Origin of the sequence: Vibrio albus (genome assembly GCF_003144035.1) — a bacterium.
In the GTDB taxonomy this organism is placed as follows: domain Bacteria; phylum Pseudomonadota; class Gammaproteobacteria; order Enterobacterales; family Vibrionaceae; genus Vibrio; species Vibrio albus.
In genome coordinates, this window is the sequence record NZ_QFWT01000011.1 from 66264 (window position 1) to 85964 (window position 19701).

A 19701-nucleotide genomic window follows, 5' to 3' on the forward strand; every position below is an offset into this window, starting at 1 on the left:
CTCCTTAAACCATTTGATAAAATAATGCAGCCAGCAGACTGTATCGGACCGATTTACCTAAAGCGATCAATATCAGACAGGGCAAAAAATGCATTCTGAGCCAGCCAGAAGCCAGACATAACACATCCCCGATAACCGGTAGCCAACTAAAGAATAACGCAAAGTAGCCATATTTATGTATCCACTCCAATGCCTTATGACTATTTTTTGCGAAATGAGTTCGTTTTTGGGAATAAGTTCGATTAGGAAGCCATAATCCGAGCAGATAATTGGTCATGCCACCCAGCGTGTTACCGGCTGTCGCGACAGCGACCAGTAAGACCGCAGGGTGATGTGCCGTTTCCAGGGTTGTGACCAGGGCAACTTCCGATCCCCCGGGTAAAAGAGTCGCACTCAGGAAGCCGGCAGAAAACAGCAGCCAGAGTGATGACTCAGAAAAAAAGACAATAACGGAATCTAACACTGCATATCCAGAATAACCTTACCTCTGGTATGTCCGGTTTCGACCTGGCGGTGTGCATCAATAACCTGAGTGTAAGGAAAAATCTGCTGAATCTCTGTTTTTAGCAGCCCCACACTGACCATATACAGCATAGTGTTAAGCTGCTCAGGATCCGGGTCAACCAGCATTCCTTTTGCCTCAAACCCTAACATAGACGCCTTCTCACAGATCATATCTGCCGTTATGGTCGGAACAGTCACTACTCGGGCCCCGTCCTTCAGGCACTTCAGCGCATCCAGGGCTGCCTCACCACCGACCAGATCAATCAATACATCGATGTCAGTCAACCGCTCTGAAACCGGAGCAAATTCATAATTCACAGCATGAGCGCCTAATGTCGCCAGATAATCCAGATTGGCCCCGCTACAGGTGGTGTACACTTCCGCTTTGGCCGCAACAGCGAGCTGTACTGCGAGATGCCCCACGCCTCCCGCTCCACCAAGGATCAAGACCCGTTCCCCCACCTGAACACCGGCTTTATTTATCGCCTGAGCTGCGGTCTGACCCGCCAATGGTAATACGGCCGCCGCTTCGAAAGTGACCGCATCCGGAACCAGACTTAACGCCTCTTCCGGCACACACACATACTGGCTATAGCCTCCCCCCTGAAGCGGAAAACCGATAAAACCAGCAACGGTATCACCTTCAACCAATAACTTAACCCCGTCGCCAAGACCAACCACTTTACCGGAAATATCATAGCCCGGCGTCCAGGGTAGTTTGTCCCGGTTTTGCTGTGCCGCCCACCCCAAACCGGCTCGGGTTTTCACATCAATAGGGTTGACACCGGCAAAATAAACCTTGACCAGAACCTCTCCACGCTGAGGCGTCGGTATCTCTGAACTCTGAATGGCAAGCACTTCCGGTTCACCAAATTCTGTTATTACGATTTGTTTATTTTCCATGTTTGCCATCCATTTGTTCAGTTGATTTCTATGATCCTCAGAGACTAGAGAGAATACAGAGCACTTCGCTTTGAGAATACAGAATAACCTCTAATATTTCTGAGCACTCTCACCATCTTTATAAGATTCCTGCCTTCGCAGGAATGACGAAGATAATTATTTTTACCAATTCTGAAAACACAGCGTTCTGGTTTCTTAGCTTCTGTTATAAAAAAGGGATGCTTATAAAAGCATCCCTTTGACTATAAACCATTTTTATTCGGTTAACCAACCAGTGCGAACTCTACCCTACCAAGGCCAGCAGGATACCGGCTGCTACAGCGGAACCAAGTACCCCCGCAACGTTTGGACCCATCGCGTGCATCAGCAGGAAGTTATGTGGATTGGCTTCCAGACCAACCTTGTTAACCACCCGGGCCGCCATAGGTACCGCTGATACCCCAGCAGCACCAATCAGCGGGTTAATCTCTTCTTTTGAGAACTTGTTCAACAACTTAGCCATCAGTACACCCGCAGCCGTACCGATACTAAATGCGATGGCTCCCAACGCCAGAATACCCAGAGTTTCAAAGTGCAGGAACTTATCCGCCTGCAGCTTGGAACCCACCCCAAGACCCAGGAAGATAGTCACAATGTTGATCAGTTCGTTCTGTGCCGTTTTAGACAGACGTTCAACCACACCAGCTTCACGCATCAGGTTACCCAGGCAGAACATACCAACCAGCGGTGTCGCGGGTGGCAGGAACAGAATGGTCATCATCAATACTGCCAGCGGGAAGAAGATCTTCTCCAGCTTGCTTACATGACGTAACTGCGCCATCTGAACTTTACGTTCTTCCTGAGTAGTCAAAGCCTTCATGATTGGTGGCTGAATAATCGGTACCAATGCCATATAGCTATAGGCGGCAACCGCTATCGCCCCCAGCAAATCCGGAGACAACTGACTGGAAAGGAAAATAGCCGTCGGGCCATCTGCACCACCAATGATAGCAATCGAGGAAGCATCAGCCAGGTTAAACTCCATACCCGGAATAAAGTTAAGCAGGATAGCCCCGAACAGCGTCACAAAGATACCGAACTGAGCCGCCGCACCTAACCACAGTGTTTTCGGGTTAGCGATCAGCGCACCGAAGTCGGTCATTGCCCCGACTCCCATGAAGATCAACAGTGGAAACACCCCGGTTTCGATCCCTACGTGGTATACGTAATAAAGCACTCCACCAGGTTCAGTGAACCCTGCATTCGGGATATTAGACAGGATCGCCCCGAAGCCGATTGGTAACAGTAATAATGGCTCAAAACCTTTTGAAATGGCCAGAAACAGCAGCAGGCAGCCAACCAGGATCATACAGATCTGGCCAAACTCAAAACTCGCTATACCCGTTTCTGCCCAAAGAATCAGTAAACCTTCCATGATTCTCCCTTATGCCAGACTCAGTAGTGGCGCACCAACAGTTACAGAATCGCCCTCTTTAACAAAGAGTTCGCCAACAGAACCAGCACGTGTTGCTCGTACCTCTGTCTCCATTTTCATCGCTTCCAGAATCAGCAATACATCGCCTTCAGCAACCTGAGTGCCAGGCTGTGCGATCACTTTAAAGATAGTACCTGCAAGCGGTGCATTAACCGGTTCTGCGTCCCCCGCTGGTGCGGCCGGAGCCGGAGCGGCGGCAGATGCAGCAGCCGGTGTCACAGATGTCAGCTGACCCTGCGGGCCCACTTCAACATCATACACCTGACCATCAACCTTCACGCTGTACGATTCAATTCCACCTTGTGCCGCAACCGGTGTCACAGGCGCTGATACTGCAGTTTCAGCGGTAGGAACAGGTTCAAACGCATCTGGATTATTTCTGTTTTTCAGGAATTTAAGTCCAACCTGAGGGAAAAGCGCATAAGTCAGAACATCGTCAACCACATTATCCGCCAGAGAAATGTCGTCTTCTTTTGCCTGAACCTGAAGCTCTGCTGTCAGAGTCTCCATTTCATTGTTCAGAAGATCCGCCGGACGACACGTGATAGGCTCAGCACCTTCCAGTACTCTTTCCTGCAGTTCTTTGTTCAATTCAGCCGGAGCCGCACCATATTCACCCTTTAGCAGACCAGCGGTCTCTTTGGTAATGCTCTTATAACGCTCACCGGTCAGCACGTTGATAACCGCTTGGGTACCAACAATCTGAGAGGTTGGTGTTACCAGTGGAATGTACCCCAGATCCTTACGTACGCGAGGGATCTCTTCCAGCACTTCATCAATACGATCCGCCGCACCCTGCTCTTTCAACTGGCCTTCCATATTGGTCAGCATACCACCCGGTACCTGAGCAATCAGGATACGGGAATCAATCCCTTTCAGCTGACCTTCCCACTTCGCATACTTCTTACGTACATCACGGAAATACGCTGCAATAGGCTCAATCTGCGACAGTTTCAGACCAGTATCACGCTCAGTGCCTTCCAGCATAGCAACAACAGTTTCAGTCGGCGTATGGCCATAAGTCTGACTCATGGAAGAGATAGCAGTATCCAGCATATCAACGCCAGCCTCAATAGCTTTAATAGCCGTTGCTGTCGACAGGCCAGTTGTCGCATGGCAGTGTAGTGCCAGATCAACATCGCAAGACTCTTTGATACGAGTCACCAGTTCTTCTGCCTCATAAGGTTTCAGCAGACCTGACATATCTTTAATACACAGAGAATGACAGCCTAAATCTTCCAGGCGTTTGGCTAGATCAACCCAAGTATTTGAATCGTGTACCGGGCTGGTCGTATAGGAAAGCGTACCCTGAGCATGCGCGCCGACATCTACGGCCGCCTTCACAGCTTTCTGGAAGTTACGCACATCGTTCATTGCATCAAAAATACGGAACACGTCCATGCCATTGGCGTGGGCACGTTCAACAAACTTTTCAACCACATCATCCGCATAATGACGGTAGCCAAGCAGATTTTGTCCACGCAGCAGCATCTGCATACGGGTATTCGGCATTGCCTGTTTCAGCTTACGCAGGCGCTCCCATGGATCTTCGCCCAGAAAACGAATACATGAATCAAATGTTGCACCACCCCAGGTTTCCAGAGACCAGTAACCAACCTTGTCCAACTCGGCAGCTATAGGCAGCATATCTTCAATACGCATGCGGGTAGCAAACAGTGACTGGTGGGCATCGCGAAGCACTACATCAGTAATAGCAAGTGGTTTAGACATGCTCATTAACTCCTTTTAAATCTTTATCGAACTTATTTAGCCTTGGATGAACGGTGTTTGTGCACCGCAGCAGAAATTGCTGCTACAACTTGTGGGCTAACAGCGGATGTGGATTGATTAGTTGAATTCTTGACCGGTGTTTGAATCTGTAACGGCACCTCTTCGGGCAAGACCCGAGACATAAACCGAACAAGATATACCAGAATAGTGAGGAATATAAAAACAAAGGCCATCCCAGTGACCATCAGTGTTGCCGCTTCCCCGAGTAAGCTGCCAATATCTATCATTTTGCTTCCTTTCTTTTGTCATCCTGACAATTGCCGAGCATAAATTTAATGCTTTAAATTCAGTGCGGCATAGGATTATCTCGATAATATCTCAATTGTCAAATGCGATTCCTGCGCTATGCCAAAAACAGCACTCTTTGTACTATTCAGGAAACGAAATTCGCCCTAAGAGATACCTGAACAGTATAAAGTCGTCAGGTTATTTACAAGTTAATATTAAGTTAAGGGAAAGCACCAAAAAATACTGAGATATGGGTAAAAAAATTCAATCCTGATTGTAAAAACAACCGGATATGATGTTTGCGTCTAAAAGTTTGACAGGAAATATCAGGTAGAAAAAAGCAAAAGGAAATGGCGCGCTCGGAAGGATTCGAACCTTCGACCGCCTGGTTCGTAGCCAGGTACTCTATCCAGCTGAGCTACGAGCGCGCAATTGTATGTTGGTCACAATAAAGTGAACAACGAAAATAGGAGAAAATGGCGCGCTCGGAAGGATTCGAACCTTCGACCGCCTGGTTCGTAGCCAGGTACTCTATCCAGCTGAGCTACGAGCGCGCAATTGTGTGTTGGTCACAATAAAGTGAACAACGAAAACAGAAGAAGATGGCGCGCTCGGAAGGATTCGAACCTTCGACCGCCTGGTTCGTAGCCAGGTACTCTATCCAGCTGAGCTACGAGCGCGCAGATATTCTTTCTATTTAAATGAAGCAACAAAATAGACAAACGGAGGAAATGGCGCGCTCGGAAGGATTCGAACCTTCGACCGCCTGGTTCGTAGCCAGGTACTCTATCCAGCTGAGCTACGAGCGCGCAGATATTCCAATAATGTTTGCACTATTCAATGCTTCGTTACAGGCTTGCTGCCTATAACTAAATAATGGCGCGCTCGGAAGGATTCGAACCTTCGACCGCCTGGTTCGTAGCCAGGTACTCTATCCAGCTGAGCTACGAGCGCGCATAATGTGATTTCTATCACGTTTTATTTGTTGTAAAAACAACAAATGGCGGTGAGGGAGGGATTCGAACCCTCGATGCGGCTACAAACCGCATACTCCCTTAGCAGGGGAGCGCCTTCAGCCTCTCGGCCACCTCACCACGTCAGTATCCTTTAACAGGCATTAAGAAAATGGCGCGCTCGGAAGGATTCGAACCTTCGACCGCCTGGTTCGTAGCCAGGTACTCTATCCAGCTGAGCTACGAGCGCGTCGTTTCTTAATCAAGCAAGAATGGCGGTGAGGGAGGGATTCGAACCCTCGATACGGCTACAAACCGTATACTCCCTTAGCAGGGGAGCGCCTTCAGCCTCTCGGCCACCTCACCGTCTTGCGGACGCACATATTACGATTTACCAAAAATATGTCAAACATTTTCTTGGAAAATATGGAGAAAAATGCATTGATAGAACAGGATTCAATCAACCAGCGTTAAAATCCACCATTTATCCAGTAGACTGTGACGATTCACCACACTTTCAGCTGAAATAAGTCATCACCTAAGAAGCCGTCGCCTAAAAATACAAAAAGGCAGAACCAATCATCAATATTGATTCTGCCTCTCTGAGTATCCCTATTGCTAACAATTAATCAGTAGTTAGCCGGTGCAGAACCTGGACCTTTCTCAGCCTGAATTCGCATATAAATCTCTTCACGGTGTACGGATACTTCTTTTGGTGCATTCACCCCAATACGTACCTGATTACCTTTTACACCCAAAACGGTTACAGTAACCTCATCACCAATCATAAGCGTTTCGCCAACACGGCGAGTCAAAATTAGCATTCTTCAACTCCTTGAGTAATCTCTGAACTATCTTTCTTTAAGGCCTTCGTCAGTAAAAGCGGCTCTCAGTTCTTCCTGTGCAAACTTTACGCCGATTCCGGCATTTTATTTCACACTCAGGAGACGGCTAACTTTTGCTGCTGCTCAAGCACTTCTTCTGAAACGATAAATTTGTTATGTATAATATTAGCTGCTTTTTCAACCACATCCGGTTTCAATAGCAACATTGTGTAATTATTACCGGCAAAAGACGCAAACACATCTATCCCGGCACCTGCGAGTAGTTCACATGAGCGTTCGACAATCCCTTGGACTTCACTGCTGCTTTTGGGGGTTCCGATAGCAGACAATGAACTCACTCTGTCACTATTACGGATTTTTTCCGCAAAAACCAGAGCTAATCGACCATAAGCACTCTCTTTAACCACTACACCATACCGTTCTGTTTGCTCGATCACACTCCAGACCGGAATACTGAGCAGTTGGCACTGGCTAATCAGCGCGTCTACCTCACGGGCGTCGACTTCCACAAAGATCAGATCTTTCTGCACCGCAATACCATAAACGCCGAATTCAGCATCGGAGCCTTTAACCAGCGTCCCTTCACCAGAAGAAAATGACGAGCGAACCCTTAGTGGTACCTGATTCTGCCAGGCATAACAGACACACGGCAAATGCAGTACTTTGGCTCCTTTGCTGGCCATTATCTCCATATGAGGAAAATCGATAGTATCCAGTTTTCGGGCCGTCGGTACGATTCTTGGGTCACAAGAATAGATCCCATCGACATCAGTGAAAATCTGGCACTCATCAGCGTTCAGAGCCCCGGCCAGTACGACGGCAGACGTATCCGATCCGCCTCGTCCCAGAGTGGTGATATCACCATTCTCGTTCACGCCCTGAAAGCCGGCTACAACCACTATCTGGTTTTGTTGCAAAAGCGCCTCGATATATCCGGTATTGATATGCCGGATCGTGGCATCATTGTGCAGGTTATCCGTGATAACGCCTGCCTGTCCCCCGGTCAGAGAGACAGCCGGATACCCCATTTTATTCAGCATCATAGCCAGAAGAGCCATGGAAACTTGCTCTCCGGCAGAAAGCAGCACATCAAGCTCTCTTTCATTGGGGACGGTATCGACCTGATTCGCCAATGTCATCAGACGATTGGTTTCACCAGACATGGCTGACACCACCACCACCACACGATGACCTGAGTCTTTAAACAATGCGACACGCTTTGCCACTTCTGTAATGCGCTCAATGGAGCCTACAGATGTGCCACCAAATTTTAGTACAAGTAGCGGTTCTTTCACCGACGCTCACCTCCCGGGAGAGATTGTCTCTCATATACTCGCAGGCTAATTTATGCAGGGATAAGAAACTTTATCTCTGCACAAAAAAGAAGAACCAACTAAGTTCATTAGTTGGTTCACTATCTAACTGTAAACAGCCGTTATCTTTCTACTGGAAAAATAATGGCTAATTTTCCGGCGAATTATATCGCTTATTTTCAAAATTACTACATAATTCGCCTGATTTAAGCCAACAAAGCAGTTATAAACGCTCAGCAAGCCAGGAGTCGACAGATTTAAGCGCCTCTGGCAGAGCCGCTGGATCGGATCCGCCTGCCTGAGCCATATCAGGACGACCACCGCCTTTACCACCAACCTGTTGAGCAACCATGTTAACCAATTCGCCAGCTTTAACCTTACCGATCAAATCTTTGGTTACACCGGCAATCAGGCCAACTTTGTTACCTTCGGCAACATTACCCAGCATTATAATGCCGCTGCCAAGCTGATTCTTAAGTTCATCAACCATACCGCGCAGCGCTTTGTTCTCTGCTCCGTTCAACTGGCTTACCAGCACTTTCACACCGGCAATTTCTTTTACATTGTTCGCCAGGTTAGCACTTTCCTGCGAAGCCAGTTTATCCTTCAACTGCTGGATCTCTTTCTCCAGAGACTTAGATCTCGCAGCGGCTTCTGACAGCTTCTCTTCGAATTGATTAGCCTGAGCTTCAACAGCATCCAGGGCTGCTTCACCGGTTACCGCTTCGATACGGCGAATTCCCGCCGCGATACCACCTTCAGACAGAATCTTGAACAGACCGATATCACCAGTATGCTTGGCGTGAATACCACCACATAACTCAGTAGAAAAGTCACCCATTGACAACACACGAACCTGATCGTCATATTTTTCGCCAAACAGCGCCATCGCACCTTTCGCTTTTGCTGATTCGATGTCCATGATGTTTGTTTCAATCTCATGGTTAATACGGATCTGCTTGTTGACGATACGTTCAACTTCCCGTAACTCTTCCGGTTTCACTGCTTCAAGGTGAGAAAAGTCAAAACGCAAACCTTCCGCTTTAACCAAAGAGCCTTTCTGAACAACATGCTCGCCCAGAACCAGACGTAACGCTTCATGCATCAGGTGAGTGGCTGAGTGGTTAAGTGCTGAGGCAATGCGACGGTCGGCATCGACCTGAGCATGAACCTTATCGCCTTTAGCCAGTACACCTTCTTCCAGTACACCATAATGGGCAAAAGCATTACCCAGCTTCTGAGTATCACTAACCTTAAACAAGCCCGAAGCCGTTTTCAGAACACCGGTATCTCCGCACTGACCACCTGACTCTGCATAAAATGGTGTTTCATCCAGAATAACAATAGCCTTGTCACCAGCACTCAGAGAGTCTGTTTCTTCACCTTCAACAAACATAGCATCAACCGCACCCTCGCCTTCTGTGCCTGTATAGCCACAGAATTCAGTTTGCGTATCGACCTTGATGGCTTCGTTATAATCAGTACCAAACTGTCCGGCTTCACGAGCACGCTGACGCTGCGCTTCCATTGCTTTTTCGAAACCTTCCTCATCAATGGAGAACTCTCTTTCACGAGCCACATCGTTGGTCAGGTCAGCAGGGAAACCATAGGTATCGTATAACTTAAATACGGTTTCACCATCCAGAACCTTACCGTCCAGGTTGTCCAGCGCTTCGGTCAGGATAGTCATGCCACGCTCAAGTGTGCGGCCAAAGTTTTCTTCTTCGATGCGCAGAACTTTCTCAACCAGCTCCTGCTGTTTTTTCAGCTCTTCACCCGCAGTACCCATGACGTCAGCCAGTACTCCAACAAGCTTGTAGAAGAACGCACCCTGAGCACCCAGCTTGTTACCGTGACGAACGGCACGACGGATAATACGACGCAGCACATAACCACGGCCTTCATTAGAAGGCATCACGCCATCCACAATTAAGAAGGCACAAGAACGGATGTGGTCTGCGACGACACGCAATGACTGGTTAGAAAGATCGTCATAGCCGATCACTTCAGCGGTTGCTTTGATCAGCTTCTGAAACACATCGATTTCATAGTTCGAGTGAACGCCCTGCATAATGGCAGAGATACGCTCGATCCCCATACCGGTATCAACGGAAGGCTTAGGAAGTGGCTCCATCGTACCGTCTGCATGGCGGTTGAACTGCATAAATACGTTGTTCCAAATCTCGATAAAGCGGTCACCGTCTTCTTCTGGTGTACCAGGACGACCGCCCCAGATTTCTTCGCCGTGATCGTAGAAGATTTCAGAACAAGGACCACAAGGGCCGGTATCACCCATCTGCCAGAAGTTATCTGATTCGTATGCCTTACCGCCTTTCTTATCACCAATGCGGATAATACGATCTTCCGGAATACCAATTTTCTTGTTCCAGATATCGAAAGCTTCATCGTCAGTTTCATAAACCGTGACCAGCAGTTTTTCCTGCGGCAGTTTAAGCACATCAGTCAGAAACTCCCAGGCATAGGCGATAGCATCATCTTTGAAGTAGTCACCAAAACTGAAGTTACCCAGCATTTCAAAGAAAGTGTGGTGACGGGCAGTAAAGCCGACATTTTCCAGATCATTGTGCTTACCACCCGCACGAACACAGCGCTGTGCTGTCGTGGCCCGGGTATAAGAACGCTTTTCAATACCAAGGAAACAATCTTTAAACTGGTTCATACCGGCATTAGTAAACAGCAGTGTCGGATCGTCTGCTGGTACCAGGGAGGAACTTTCTACTATTTGATGTCCTTTACTTTCAAAGAACTTAAGAAACGCACGGCGTATCTCGTCGGTGCTCATGTACATGCGACTCTTCCTGAAACTTTCGAGATTAATGTAGGGCCAAAACGCCCACTATGAATTTAATGGCGGGTATTGTAAAGCAAGGTTAGCAAATAGCCTAATTTTCTTACTTATAAACTGTGCCTGACCAGTATAACGGATACAAAAAGGCATGGCCTGAGTTTTCACTCTGCGGCCATGCCTTCAAGGTTAAGCAATAACTTAGCGATATTAGGCTGAAGTACTCTGAGCGGCTTCCGCTGCATCACCTTTAATTTTATTTGGCTTAGTACGGAATATTTTCATGACCAGAACATAAAAGACCGGTACAAAGAAAATCGACAGGATGGTTGCAGCCAGCATACCGCCAACCACCCCCCAGCCAATGGCATTCCGGCTTGCCGCCCCCGCACCAGTACTCAGAGCCAGAGGCAGTACCCCCAGAATAAAGGCAAATGATGTCATCATAATCGGACGCAAACGCATCCGGCATGCTTCGATCGTCGCTTTAAGTAGATCCATACCTTCATCATACTGTGCTTTGGCGAACTCTACGATCAGGATGGCATTTTTAGCCGACAGACCTATCGTCGTCAGCAGTGCAACCTGGAAGTAAATATCGTTGGACAACTCTTTTACGGTGGCAGCCACAATTGCACCAAACACACCAAGAGGCACGACCAGCATTACAGAAAAAGGTACACTCCAGCTTTCATATAAAGCTGCCAGGCATAGGAATACGACCAGTAATGAAATGCCATACAGCAAACTAGCCTGGGCACCACTCTGGCGTTCCTGATAAGAGATCCCACTCCATTCCAGGCCGACTCCGGTCGGCAGTTTATTCACGATATTCTGGATAGCCTGCATGGCATCACCGGAACTTTTACCAGGTGCAGCTGCCCCCTGAATATTCAAAGCCGGTGAACCATTAAAGCGCACCAGACGCGGAGAGCCATAACTCCATCGAGTCGAAGCAAATGCACTGAACGGAACCATATTGCCATCAGAGTTACGAACATACCAAAGAGACAAGTCTTCAGGGTTCATCCTGAATGCTGCATCAGCCTGGACAAACACCTTCTTCACACGCCCGTTATCAATAAAGTCATTAACGTAAGAAGATCCCCATGCCGTGGATAAGGTCGAGTTAATATCACTGACGGAGACCCCCATCGCCATCGCTTTCTCATAGTCGATATCGATCTTAAACTGCGGGGCATCTTCCATGCCATTCGGGCGTACTGCATTCAGGTTCGGATCCTGAGCCGCCATCCCCAGTAACTGGTTCCGGGCCTGAAGCAATTTCTCATGTCCTATATTGCCCCGATCGGTCAGGTAGGCATCAAAGCCACTTGCCGTACCCAACGATGGGATCACTGGTATATTAAAGGCAAAAATCTGCGCTTCTTTAATCTGAGACAAGGCTCCCCATGCACGACCAATGATTGCGTTAACTGACTGCGCCGGATTAGTACGCTCATTCCAGTCTTTCAGTTTTACAAAGGCCATCCCCATGTTCTGGCCGCTACCGGCGAAACTGAAACCTGTAATAGTAAATACAGAATCGACATTCTCAGTCTCATTGGTCATAAAGTGGTTGTTCAACTTCTCCATGACCGCGTTGGTACGCTCCTGAGTCGCCCCTACCGGTAACTGAACCATTGCCATTAACACGCCCTGATCTTCTTCCGGAAGGAAAGAGGTCGGCAAGCGAGTCCACATTGCACCTAAGCCAGCAACAATAACGACATAAATGACCAGATAACGGATTTTCTGATTAACCCCTTTCGTCACCATACCTTTATAGCCGTTAGTACCGCTGTTAAAGGCCTTGTTAAACCAGGCCAGAGGACCACGTTTCGCAAGGTGAGCCCCCTCACTTAAAGGTCTGAGCATAGTCGCACACAGGGCCGGTGTCAGCACCATAGCCACAATCACCGACAACACCATTGCCGAAACAATCGTAATCGAGAACTGACGATAAATAGCGCCAGCCGCCCCACCAAAGAAGGCCATAGGTACAAACACGGCACTCAGTACCAATGCAATACCCACCAGCGCCCCGATAATCTGCCCCATGGATTTACGCGTCGCTTCCAGCGGAGGCAGGCCGTCTTCGGCCATAACCCGCTCTACGTTTTCCACGACCACGATGGCATCATCCACCAGCAAGCCGATAGCCAGTACCATACCGAACATGGTCAGGGTGTTAATAGAGAACCCTAACGCCGCCATAATGCCGAATGTCCCCAGCAGTACAACAGGCACAGCAATTGTCGGGATCAGCGTTGCCCGGAAGTTCTGCAGAAACAGATACATAACACAGAACACCAGAATAATCGCTTCGATTAACGTCTGTACCACTTCCTCAATCGAAATCTTAACAAATGGTGTCGTATCATACGGGTAAACGACTTTCAGAGACTGAGGGAAAAACTCTGATAGCTCGTCCATTTTGTCCCGCACGACTTCTGACGTATCCAGCGCATTGGCACCGGTAGACAGTTGGATAGCAATACCGGTGGCGTAGTGACCATTAAACAGAGAAACAGCACTGTAGCTTTCACCGCCGATCTCAACCCGGGCCACATCTTTCAGGCGAATTTGCGAACCGTCTTCCTGTACCCGCAGCAAAATATTCTGAAACTCTTCTGCGGTTGTCATACGGCTCTGCGCCGTAATGGTCGCATTCAACTGTTGACCCGGTACTGCCGGAGCCGCACCGAGTTCACCAACGGATACCTGAGAGTTCTGCGCCCGAATTTCAGCCAGTACTTCATTGGTCGTCATCCGGTATTTATTCAACTGATGCGGATCAAGCCAGATGCGCATCGCATGCTGAGCACCGAACACCTGCACGCCACCAACCCCTTCCAGACGACTAAGCGGATCTTTAACACTAGACACCACATAGTCGGCCAGCTCAGTGTTGTTCATGCTGCCATCTTCAGAAATGAAGCCAACGACCATCAAAAAGCTGCTGGTAGACTTCGCCACTGTGACACCGTTATCCAGCACATTGTCAGGCAGAGAGGACTCCACCAGTGCCAGTTTATTCTGTACCTGCACCTGAGCAATATCCGCATCGGTTCCTGATGCAAACGTCAAAGATATCTCGAACCGGCCGGAAGAATCACTGCTGGAAGACATATACAGCAGGTTATCAACCCCGTTCATGTTCTGCTCGATTACCTGAGTAACACTGTTTTCTACCGTCTTAGCTGATGCACCGCTATACATACCAGTGATTCGTACCGATGGTGGTGCGATTTCAGGGTACTGGGATACCGGCAGCGTTGTAATCGACAATATCCCCGCAAGCATGATGATGATTGAGATCACCCATGCAAATATTGGTCTATCAATAAAAAAACGAGCCATAATAAATTATTCTTCCGAACCAGTTAGATTAGCGACAACGGAACTACCTGCACCGACTTTCTGCAACCCGCTGACAATCACTTTTTCTCCGGCTTTAAGCCCGGACTCGACAAGCCATTGAGAATTAACCACCTGGCTGGTTTCAATCATTCTGTCTTCCACTTTATTGTCTGCATTGACAATCAATACATGGGCGTGACCGGTTACATCTCTGGTCACAGCTGCCTGAGGAACAAGTATGGCGCTATCCCGGAAATCAGTAGGAACAGCAGCACGGATATACATACCCGGCAGTAGCGTACGATTCGCATTAGGAACAATCGCCCTCAGATTGACCGTACCCGTTCCTTCGTCCACGGTCACATCAGCAAATTGCAGCGTCGCTTCTTGTTCAATCTGTGTACCGTCATCCAGAGACAAAGCAATATCCGCCAGTTTTTCATCCTGCTCTCTCGTGTTCTGACGCATTTTAACCAGAGCGTTACCGGACTGGGAAAGGTCGAGATACAGTGGATCCAATTGCTGGATTCTTGCCAGGTAATCCGTCTGACTCGCCGTGACCAGAGCCCCTTCGCTGACGAATGAGCGACCAATACGACCAGAAATCGGTGCTTTAATGCTGGTATAATCAAGATTGATTCGTGCTGATTTCACCTGAGCCTCAGCTGACATCACCGCAGCAAGAGCTTCTTTATACGTTGCTTCTACATCCACATAGTCTTGCTGGCTCACTGCTTTTCGCTTCAGCAGGTTCTCATAACGCTTGAGCTGTAGCTCGGCCCTTTCCAGTGTTGCTCTTGCTGAAGCCAGATTTGCCTGGGCGCTCTCAAGAGCGACTTCGTACGTAGCAGGGTCAATTTGATACAGCACATCATCTTTTTTCACCAGGCTCCCTTCAACAAAAAGTCGCTTAGTGATAATGCCCTGCACCTGAGGTCTGACTTCAGCGATACGGAAAGCACTCGTCCGGCCAGGTAAGGTAGTGGTTAACTTAAGAGGTTGTTGATTAATTTCTATTACATCGACTGCAACAGCACGAGGCTGTTGGGCTGCGGCTGCATTGTTTGTTTCCGTTTCGTCAGGTTGACACCCTGTTAAGGCGACAGCTAAGCTAACTGCAATCACAGAATAGCGAAAGAAAGGAAAGACCTTTATCATAAATAAATACTCCTAGCCCAGGTTTTGTTTGTTTTTTCGGGCACATACCAGATTGCATGATTGCACGCAAAAACTCTAAATTTTTTACAATTTTTTACATCTTATCAGATTTTTTCGATTTAGATATGCTCACCTGAGGCGTTCAAAGCGTAATCAATTTGCTCAAAGGTAAACCCACGGTACTGTAAAAAACGTACTTGTCTGGCGTATTCCTTTCGTTCCTCAGCCGACTTGCCTTTGAATTTCTTTTCTGCCACCTGACGTGCTAAGTCAAACCAGTCAGTTGCTTCCTCTTCGAGCGCAATATCGACAACACTCTCTTCCACTCTTTTCTGTAACAATTCCTGACGAATACGCCTCTCTCCATGTCCCTTGTTGATATGCTGCCGCACCTGGCTTTTAGCGTAACGCAGATCATTCAGGTAATTATTGTTCAGGCAATACATGACCGCCTGATGAACCTCTTCTTCCGGATAACCTTTGATCGATAATTTCTGGGTTAATTCAAACTGCCCGTGATCACGGCGGGAAAGGAGATAAATAGCGGTTTCTAAAGCGGTGTAAGACATAGAAGTAGTATGGTTTGAGGAAAGTGGAGGAGCTGGAGAGACTAGAGACTAGAGACTAGAGACTAGAGACTAGAGACTAGAGACTAGAGACTAGAGACTAGAGAAAGAATACAGTGCGTTTCGCTTAGAGAATACAGAAAAACGTCTCAATTTATGAATATTCTGGTCATCCCTGCGCAGGCAGGAATGACGATAATTCCTAGTCTCTTGGGGTTTTACTCTTTATCTGAACCGGCTTCAGCTTCCGGAGCGGCTTCTGAAGATTCTTCAGCCTTAACCGGAGACAACAGCATCTGGCGCAGTTTTGTATCAATTTCAGTGGCTGCTTGAGGGTGTTCTCTCAGGAACTTACAGGCATTCGCTTTACCCTGACCGATTTTGTCGCCCTGATAGCTGTACCAGGCACCCGCTTTTTCTACCAGTTTATTTTTCACACCCAGGTCGATCAGCTCACCTTCACGGTTAAAACCCTGACCATACATGATCTGAGTATCTGCCTGCTTAAATGGTGCTGCGATTTTGTTCTTCACGACTTTAATACGGGTTTCGTTACCCACAACCTCATCGCCGTCTTTGATAGAACCGGTACGGCGAATATCCAGACGAACAGAGGCATAGAACTTCAGTGCATTACCACCCGTTGTGGTTTCAGGGTTACCAAACATCACACCAATCTTCATTCGAATCTGGTTAATGAAGATACACATACAGTTCGACTGCTTCAGGTTACCGGTCAGCTTACGCATTGCCTGAGAAAGCATACGAGCCTGAAGCCCCATATGGCTGTCACCCATTTCACCTTCAATCTCTGCTTTTGGTGTCAGAGCGGCAACGGAGTCTACAACCAGAACATCAACTGCGCCTGAACGGGCAAGCGCATCACAGATTTCCAGAGCCTGCTCGCCTGTATCCGGCTGGGAAACCAACAGCTCATCAATGTTGACGCCTAATTTACCCGCGTAAATCGGATCAAGAGCATGTTCAGCATCGACAAATGCACAAGTTTTACCTTCGCGTTGCGCCGCAGCAATCAGTTCAAGTGTCAAAGTCGTTTTACCTGAACTTTCAGGGCCGTAGATTTCTACAATACGTCCCATTGGCAGCCCACCAGAACCCAGTGCAATATCCAGAGCAAGAGAACCGGTTGAAATTGTCTCGACATCCATAGTACGGTTGTCACCAAGACGCATGATTGAGCCTTTACCAAACTGCTTTTCAATCTGACCAAGTGCTGCCGCGAGAGCTTTTTGTTTGTTCTCGTCCATTACTTTCTCCAACATTTATTCATTACTGGCAGCTTTCTGCTCAAGCAACCAGGCATCTGTTCTTAATCTTCCACTCATTATACTGTTGATTCATACAGTGTCTACACCTGTATGGTAAATTTATTGATTCGCTCTGGTTCTTGTTCCAGATTTCGGGCTGGGTCATGGATTTATCCTGTAGTATGGTGAAAGAAACAGGGAGTCGTTATGAACATACAATTCGAGCAATTTAAGACAGTTACCACCGCTTTCACACTGGATATCAATAGCTGGTGCATTAAAGACAGACAATCATGGGGCATATTCTGTACTGAAGGGGATATTGGCTCTCGACTTGGCGACTTACTGTGCAGCAAAGCGGGCGGGCCATCACCTCACCTTCAAATCTCGTCGGGGCATATTGCTCAGGTCTCTCTTGCTGAACAGCAACGCCTGCTTGAGTCTGAGTTGGCTGATGATGATACCGATTTTATGGATCGGCTGGATACGGGCAGCAGCGTTTATGAACTGATATACCAACAGTGTCACGATGAGTCCCTGGCTCTGACTCTGATTAACGATCTCGATCTGTCTCATCTTCGGGAAAGCGGGTTCAGGGTCTTATCCACCGGAGAAACCCGCCGTCTGATGCTAGCCAGAGCACTGGCCAGCAAACCCGCTCTTCTGGTTCTGGATGAACCTTATGCAGGGCTTGATACGCAACACAGACAAACGCTGGCTGGCTACCTGCAGCAACTGGCGAACTCTGTTCAGATGATCGTAATTATTTCCCGTGAAGAAGAGATGCCAGACTGGATAGATAACGTGGCAATATTTGATCAGGGTAAGCTTGAGGATACGATGCCAAAGCGCGACTGGGATAATCACCCGGTTATCGCTCAGCTAAAATCACTGTCCCAGCAACGGAGTCAGGAAATGATGGCTCTTATTCAGCGCCACAAACATAGCTCTGACTTCTCTGATCCGGTATTCCAGCTCACCAACGGCAAGGTCGCTTATACCGATAAAACGATTTTCACTGAGGTAAACTGGCGCATCAACAAAGGGGAACACTGGCAGGTTCGCGGACCAAACGGATGCGGCAAAAGTACCCTGCTGGGACTGATCTTCGGCGATCATCCGCAGTGCTACAGTAACAACATCCAGATCTTTGGCAAAAAACGCGGTTCGGGTGAAACCATCTGGGAAATAAAAAAACATATAGGTCTCGTGTCTTCCGCTCTTCATCTGCAATACCGCGTCAGTTGCAGTGCACTGGAAGTCATCCTTTCCGGTTTCTATGATTCTATCGGGCTATACCAGAACCCATCAAAGCGGGAAGTGAGTATAGCCAGAGAGTGGCTGGAGATTCTGCATATGACCGACCTGAGCGATACCTCTTTCCGGGAACTGGAGTACGGTCAGCAAAGGCTTCTCCTGATAGCCCGGGCAATCGTCAAACAACCGGCATTTCTGATTCTTGATGAACCCTATCAGGGGCTGGATTTCCTGGGGAGAAAACTGGTGATGAATACACTGGAATTGATTGCCGAAGAAAACCTGAGTCAACTTCTGTATGTGTCCCACTATCAGGATGACGCACTGAAAAGCATCAAAAATTATCTGGATTTTGTTCCGGCGAAAGAGCATGAGGGCTATAAAGCGGTTATTTCTCAACAGTCATAAAAAGGGAATAAATCCTTAAGAGGTTCTTAAGTTTCCTTGTGTAGATTGATAGCGAAACTTAACAAGGAGTAACCTAATGAAACTACAACGTCCCCTGACTATTCTGGCTTTAACTTGTACATCTTTCGTGGCTCTGGCCGATCCTACCTGCACAACAAAACCAGAAAGCGAGTGGCTGCCAATGGAACAAGCAAGAGAACAAGTAAAGGATATGGGATACAAAATCAAAGTATTTAAGAAAACCCACACCGGATGTTACGAGTTATACGGCTACTCTTCCGATAATAAAAGAGCAGAAATTTACTTTGACCCTACTGACTTAAGTAAAGTTAAGGAAGAAATAGATGACTAGTGAATTTAAATGGGATTGGGTCGTGAAAGCGACCCACTGGACAGTCGCAGGACTGTTCTTTACTAACTTTTTTATAACCAGCCCTGGCAGCGATACCCACGAACTCACTGGTTATATCGTTATCGCCGCTATAGTGATTCGTCTGCTCTGGGGCTTAGTAACAACCTCACCCGCCCGTCTCAGCCGGTTTGCCCCTTCCGTACCCAGTGCGATTGAGCACCTGAAAGAAGTACTTCATGAAAAACGCGACAGTCATGTTGGTCACAATCCGGCAGGTGCCATTATGATCTGGGCAATGTGGACCCTTATCTTAGGGACAGCCATTTCAGGCTGGTCGATGGAAACCGATATGTTTTGGGGCGTTGGCTGGGTTGAGGAAGTTCACGAAACGCTGGCAAACCTGACCATGCTTGCTGTGACCATTCATGTCTCAGCAATCATTGTAATGACGAAACTGGTTAAAAAGAATTACCTTAAATCTATGCTGCCTTAACCTCAGGAAGCAGATATAA

At 47.8% G+C, this 19701-nt stretch carries 15 protein-coding genes and 8 tRNA genes; 3 read left to right on the plus strand and 20 right to left on the minus strand.

The annotated features are described in order from the left end of the window. Positions 1-4: 4 nt before the first annotated feature. The 20 genes from DI392_RS17170 to recA form a co-directional block, all read right to left on the minus strand. Positions 5-463 (minus strand): YqaA family protein, encoded by a 459-nt coding sequence (locus DI392_RS17170; RefSeq protein ID WP_109320933.1) that lies wholly within the window; start codon positions 461-463, stop codon positions 5-7. Then, positions 457-1407 (minus strand): NADP-dependent oxidoreductase, encoded by a 951-nt coding sequence (locus DI392_RS17175; protein ID WP_109320934.1) that lies wholly within the window; start codon positions 1405-1407, stop codon positions 457-459. Before DI392_RS17175 ends, DI392_RS17170 begins: the two co-directional genes overlap by 7 nt. Before the next feature lie 283 nt (positions 1408-1690). Next, the gene (locus tag DI392_RS17180) at positions 1691-2821 is read right to left on the minus strand and encodes a sodium ion-translocating decarboxylase subunit beta (RefSeq protein ID WP_109320935.1); all 1131 of its coding nucleotides are present in this window, start codon (positions 2819-2821) and stop codon (positions 1691-1693) included. Between the two features lie 9 nt (positions 2822-2830). Further along, a complete protein-coding gene (gene oadA, locus DI392_RS17185) occupies positions 2831-4612 on the minus strand; it encodes a sodium-extruding oxaloacetate decarboxylase subunit alpha (protein WP_109320936.1) in 1782 nt (593 codons plus the stop codon). Positions 4613-4644: 32 nt separating this feature from the next. Next, positions 4645-4899, minus strand: a complete 255-nt coding sequence (locus tag DI392_RS17190; protein WP_109320937.1) for an oxaloacetate decarboxylase subunit gamma — start codon at positions 4897-4899, stop codon at positions 4645-4647. A 352-nt stretch (positions 4900-5251) separates the two neighbouring features. Next, positions 5252-5328: transfer RNA gene (locus tag DI392_RS17195), tRNA-Arg, on the minus strand. 49 nt (positions 5329-5377) lie between these two features. Continuing rightward, positions 5378-5454, minus strand: a tRNA-Arg gene (locus DI392_RS17200). Between the two features lie 49 nt (positions 5455-5503). After that, positions 5504-5580: transfer RNA gene (locus DI392_RS17205), tRNA-Arg, on the minus strand. A gap of 52 nt (positions 5581-5632) precedes the next feature. Next, a tRNA-Arg gene (locus DI392_RS17210) sits at positions 5633-5709 on the minus strand. A gap of 68 nt (positions 5710-5777) precedes the next feature. Next, positions 5778-5854, minus strand: a tRNA-Arg gene (locus DI392_RS17215). Positions 5855-5901: 47 nt separating this feature from the next. After that, positions 5902-5994, minus strand: a tRNA-Ser gene (locus tag DI392_RS17220). A gap of 32 nt (positions 5995-6026) precedes the next feature. Then, positions 6027-6103: transfer RNA gene (locus DI392_RS17225), tRNA-Arg, on the minus strand. Between the two features lie 23 nt (positions 6104-6126). Beyond that, positions 6127-6219 (minus strand) — tRNA-Ser (locus DI392_RS17230). 263 nt (positions 6220-6482) lie between these two features. After that, positions 6483-6677, minus strand: a complete 195-nt coding sequence (csrA, locus tag DI392_RS17235; protein ID WP_109320938.1) for a carbon storage regulator CsrA — start codon at positions 6675-6677, stop codon at positions 6483-6485. A 116-nt stretch (positions 6678-6793) separates the two neighbouring features. Next, positions 6794-7993, minus strand: coding sequence for an aspartate kinase (locus DI392_RS17240; RefSeq protein WP_109320939.1), 1200 nt, complete (start codon positions 7991-7993; stop codon positions 6794-6796). A gap of 241 nt (positions 7994-8234) precedes the next feature. Continuing rightward, entirely contained in the window at positions 8235-10820 is a 2586-nt protein-coding gene (gene alaS / locus DI392_RS17245) for an alanine--tRNA ligase (RefSeq protein ID WP_109320940.1), read from the minus strand. Positions 10821-11027: 207 nt separating this feature from the next. Further along, a complete protein-coding gene (locus DI392_RS17250; protein ID WP_109320941.1) occupies positions 11028-14180 on the minus strand; it encodes an efflux RND transporter permease subunit in 3153 nt (1050 codons plus the stop codon). Positions 14181-14186: 6 nt separating this feature from the next. Beyond that, positions 14187-15338 carry an efflux RND transporter periplasmic adaptor subunit gene (locus DI392_RS17255; protein ID WP_109320942.1) on the minus strand — a complete coding sequence of 384 codons (1152 nt, stop codon included), beginning with the start codon at positions 15336-15338 and terminating at the stop codon, positions 14187-14189. 119 nt (positions 15339-15457) lie between these two features. Further along, positions 15458-15907, minus strand: coding sequence for a recombination regulator RecX (gene recX / locus DI392_RS17260; RefSeq protein WP_109320943.1), 450 nt, complete (start codon positions 15905-15907; stop codon positions 15458-15460). 215 nt (positions 15908-16122) lie between these two features. Then, positions 16123-17172: a recombinase RecA gene (gene recA, locus DI392_RS17265; protein WP_109320944.1), complete on the minus strand. Its 1050-nt coding sequence runs from the start codon at positions 17170-17172 to the stop codon at positions 16123-16125. Between the two features lie 207 nt (positions 17173-17379). Here recA and modF point away from each other — a divergent pair, with 207 nt between their 5' ends. From modF to DI392_RS17280, 3 genes are all read left to right on the plus strand, one after another. Further along, the gene (modF, locus tag DI392_RS17270) at positions 17380-18837 is read left to right on the plus strand and encodes a molybdate ABC transporter ATP-binding protein ModF (RefSeq protein WP_109320945.1); all 1458 of its coding nucleotides are present in this window, start codon (positions 17380-17382) and stop codon (positions 18835-18837) included. 76 nt (positions 18838-18913) lie between these two features. Then, positions 18914-19189: a PepSY domain-containing protein gene (locus DI392_RS17275; RefSeq protein WP_109320946.1), complete on the plus strand. Its 276-nt coding sequence runs from the start codon at positions 18914-18916 to the stop codon at positions 19187-19189. Beyond that, positions 19182-19682 (plus strand): cytochrome b/b6 domain-containing protein, encoded by a 501-nt coding sequence (locus DI392_RS17280; RefSeq protein ID WP_109320947.1) that lies wholly within the window; start codon positions 19182-19184, stop codon positions 19680-19682. The genes DI392_RS17275 and DI392_RS17280 overlap by 8 nt, the downstream gene beginning before the upstream one ends. Positions 19683-19701: the final 19 nt, after the last annotated feature.

Coding starts and splice junctions, on each gene's coding strand:
- DI392_RS17175 (WP_109320934.1), bottom strand. CDS start 1,407: ATGGAAAATAAACAAATCGTAATAACAGAATTTGGTGAACCGGAAGTG.
- DI392_RS17180 (WP_109320935.1), bottom strand. CDS start 2,821: ATGGAAGGTTTACTGATTCTTTGGGCAGAAACGGGTATAGCGAGTTTT.
- oadA (WP_109320936.1), bottom strand. CDS start 4,612: ATGTCTAAACCACTTGCTATTACTGATGTAGTGCTTCGCGATGCCCAC.
- DI392_RS17190 (WP_109320937.1), bottom strand. CDS start 4,899: ATGATAGATATTGGCAGCTTACTCGGGGAAGCGGCAACACTGATGGTC.
- csrA (WP_109320938.1), bottom strand. CDS start 6,677: ATGCTAATTTTGACTCGCCGTGTTGGCGAAACGCTTATGATTGGTGAT.
- alaS (WP_109320940.1), bottom strand. CDS start 10,820: ATGTACATGAGCACCGACGAGATACGCCGTGCGTTTCTTAAGTTCTTT.
- DI392_RS17250 (WP_109320941.1), bottom strand. CDS start 14,180: ATGGCTCGTTTTTTTATTGATAGACCAATATTTGCATGGGTGATCTCA.
- DI392_RS17255 (WP_109320942.1), bottom strand. CDS start 15,338: ATGATAAAGGTCTTTCCTTTCTTTCGCTATTCTGTGATTGCAGTTAGC.
- recX (WP_109320943.1), bottom strand. CDS start 15,907: ATGTCTTACACCGCTTTAGAAACCGCTATTTATCTCCTTTCCCGCCGT.
- recA (WP_109320944.1), bottom strand. CDS start 17,172: ATGGACGAGAACAAACAAAAAGCTCTCGCGGCAGCACTTGGTCAGATT.
- modF (WP_109320945.1), top strand. CDS start 17,380: ATGAACATACAATTCGAGCAATTTAAGACAGTTACCACCGCTTTCACA.
- DI392_RS17275 (WP_109320946.1), top strand. CDS start 18,914: ATGAAACTACAACGTCCCCTGACTATTCTGGCTTTAACTTGTACATCT.
- DI392_RS17280 (WP_109320947.1), top strand. CDS start 19,182: ATGACTAGTGAATTTAAATGGGATTGGGTCGTGAAAGCGACCCACTGG.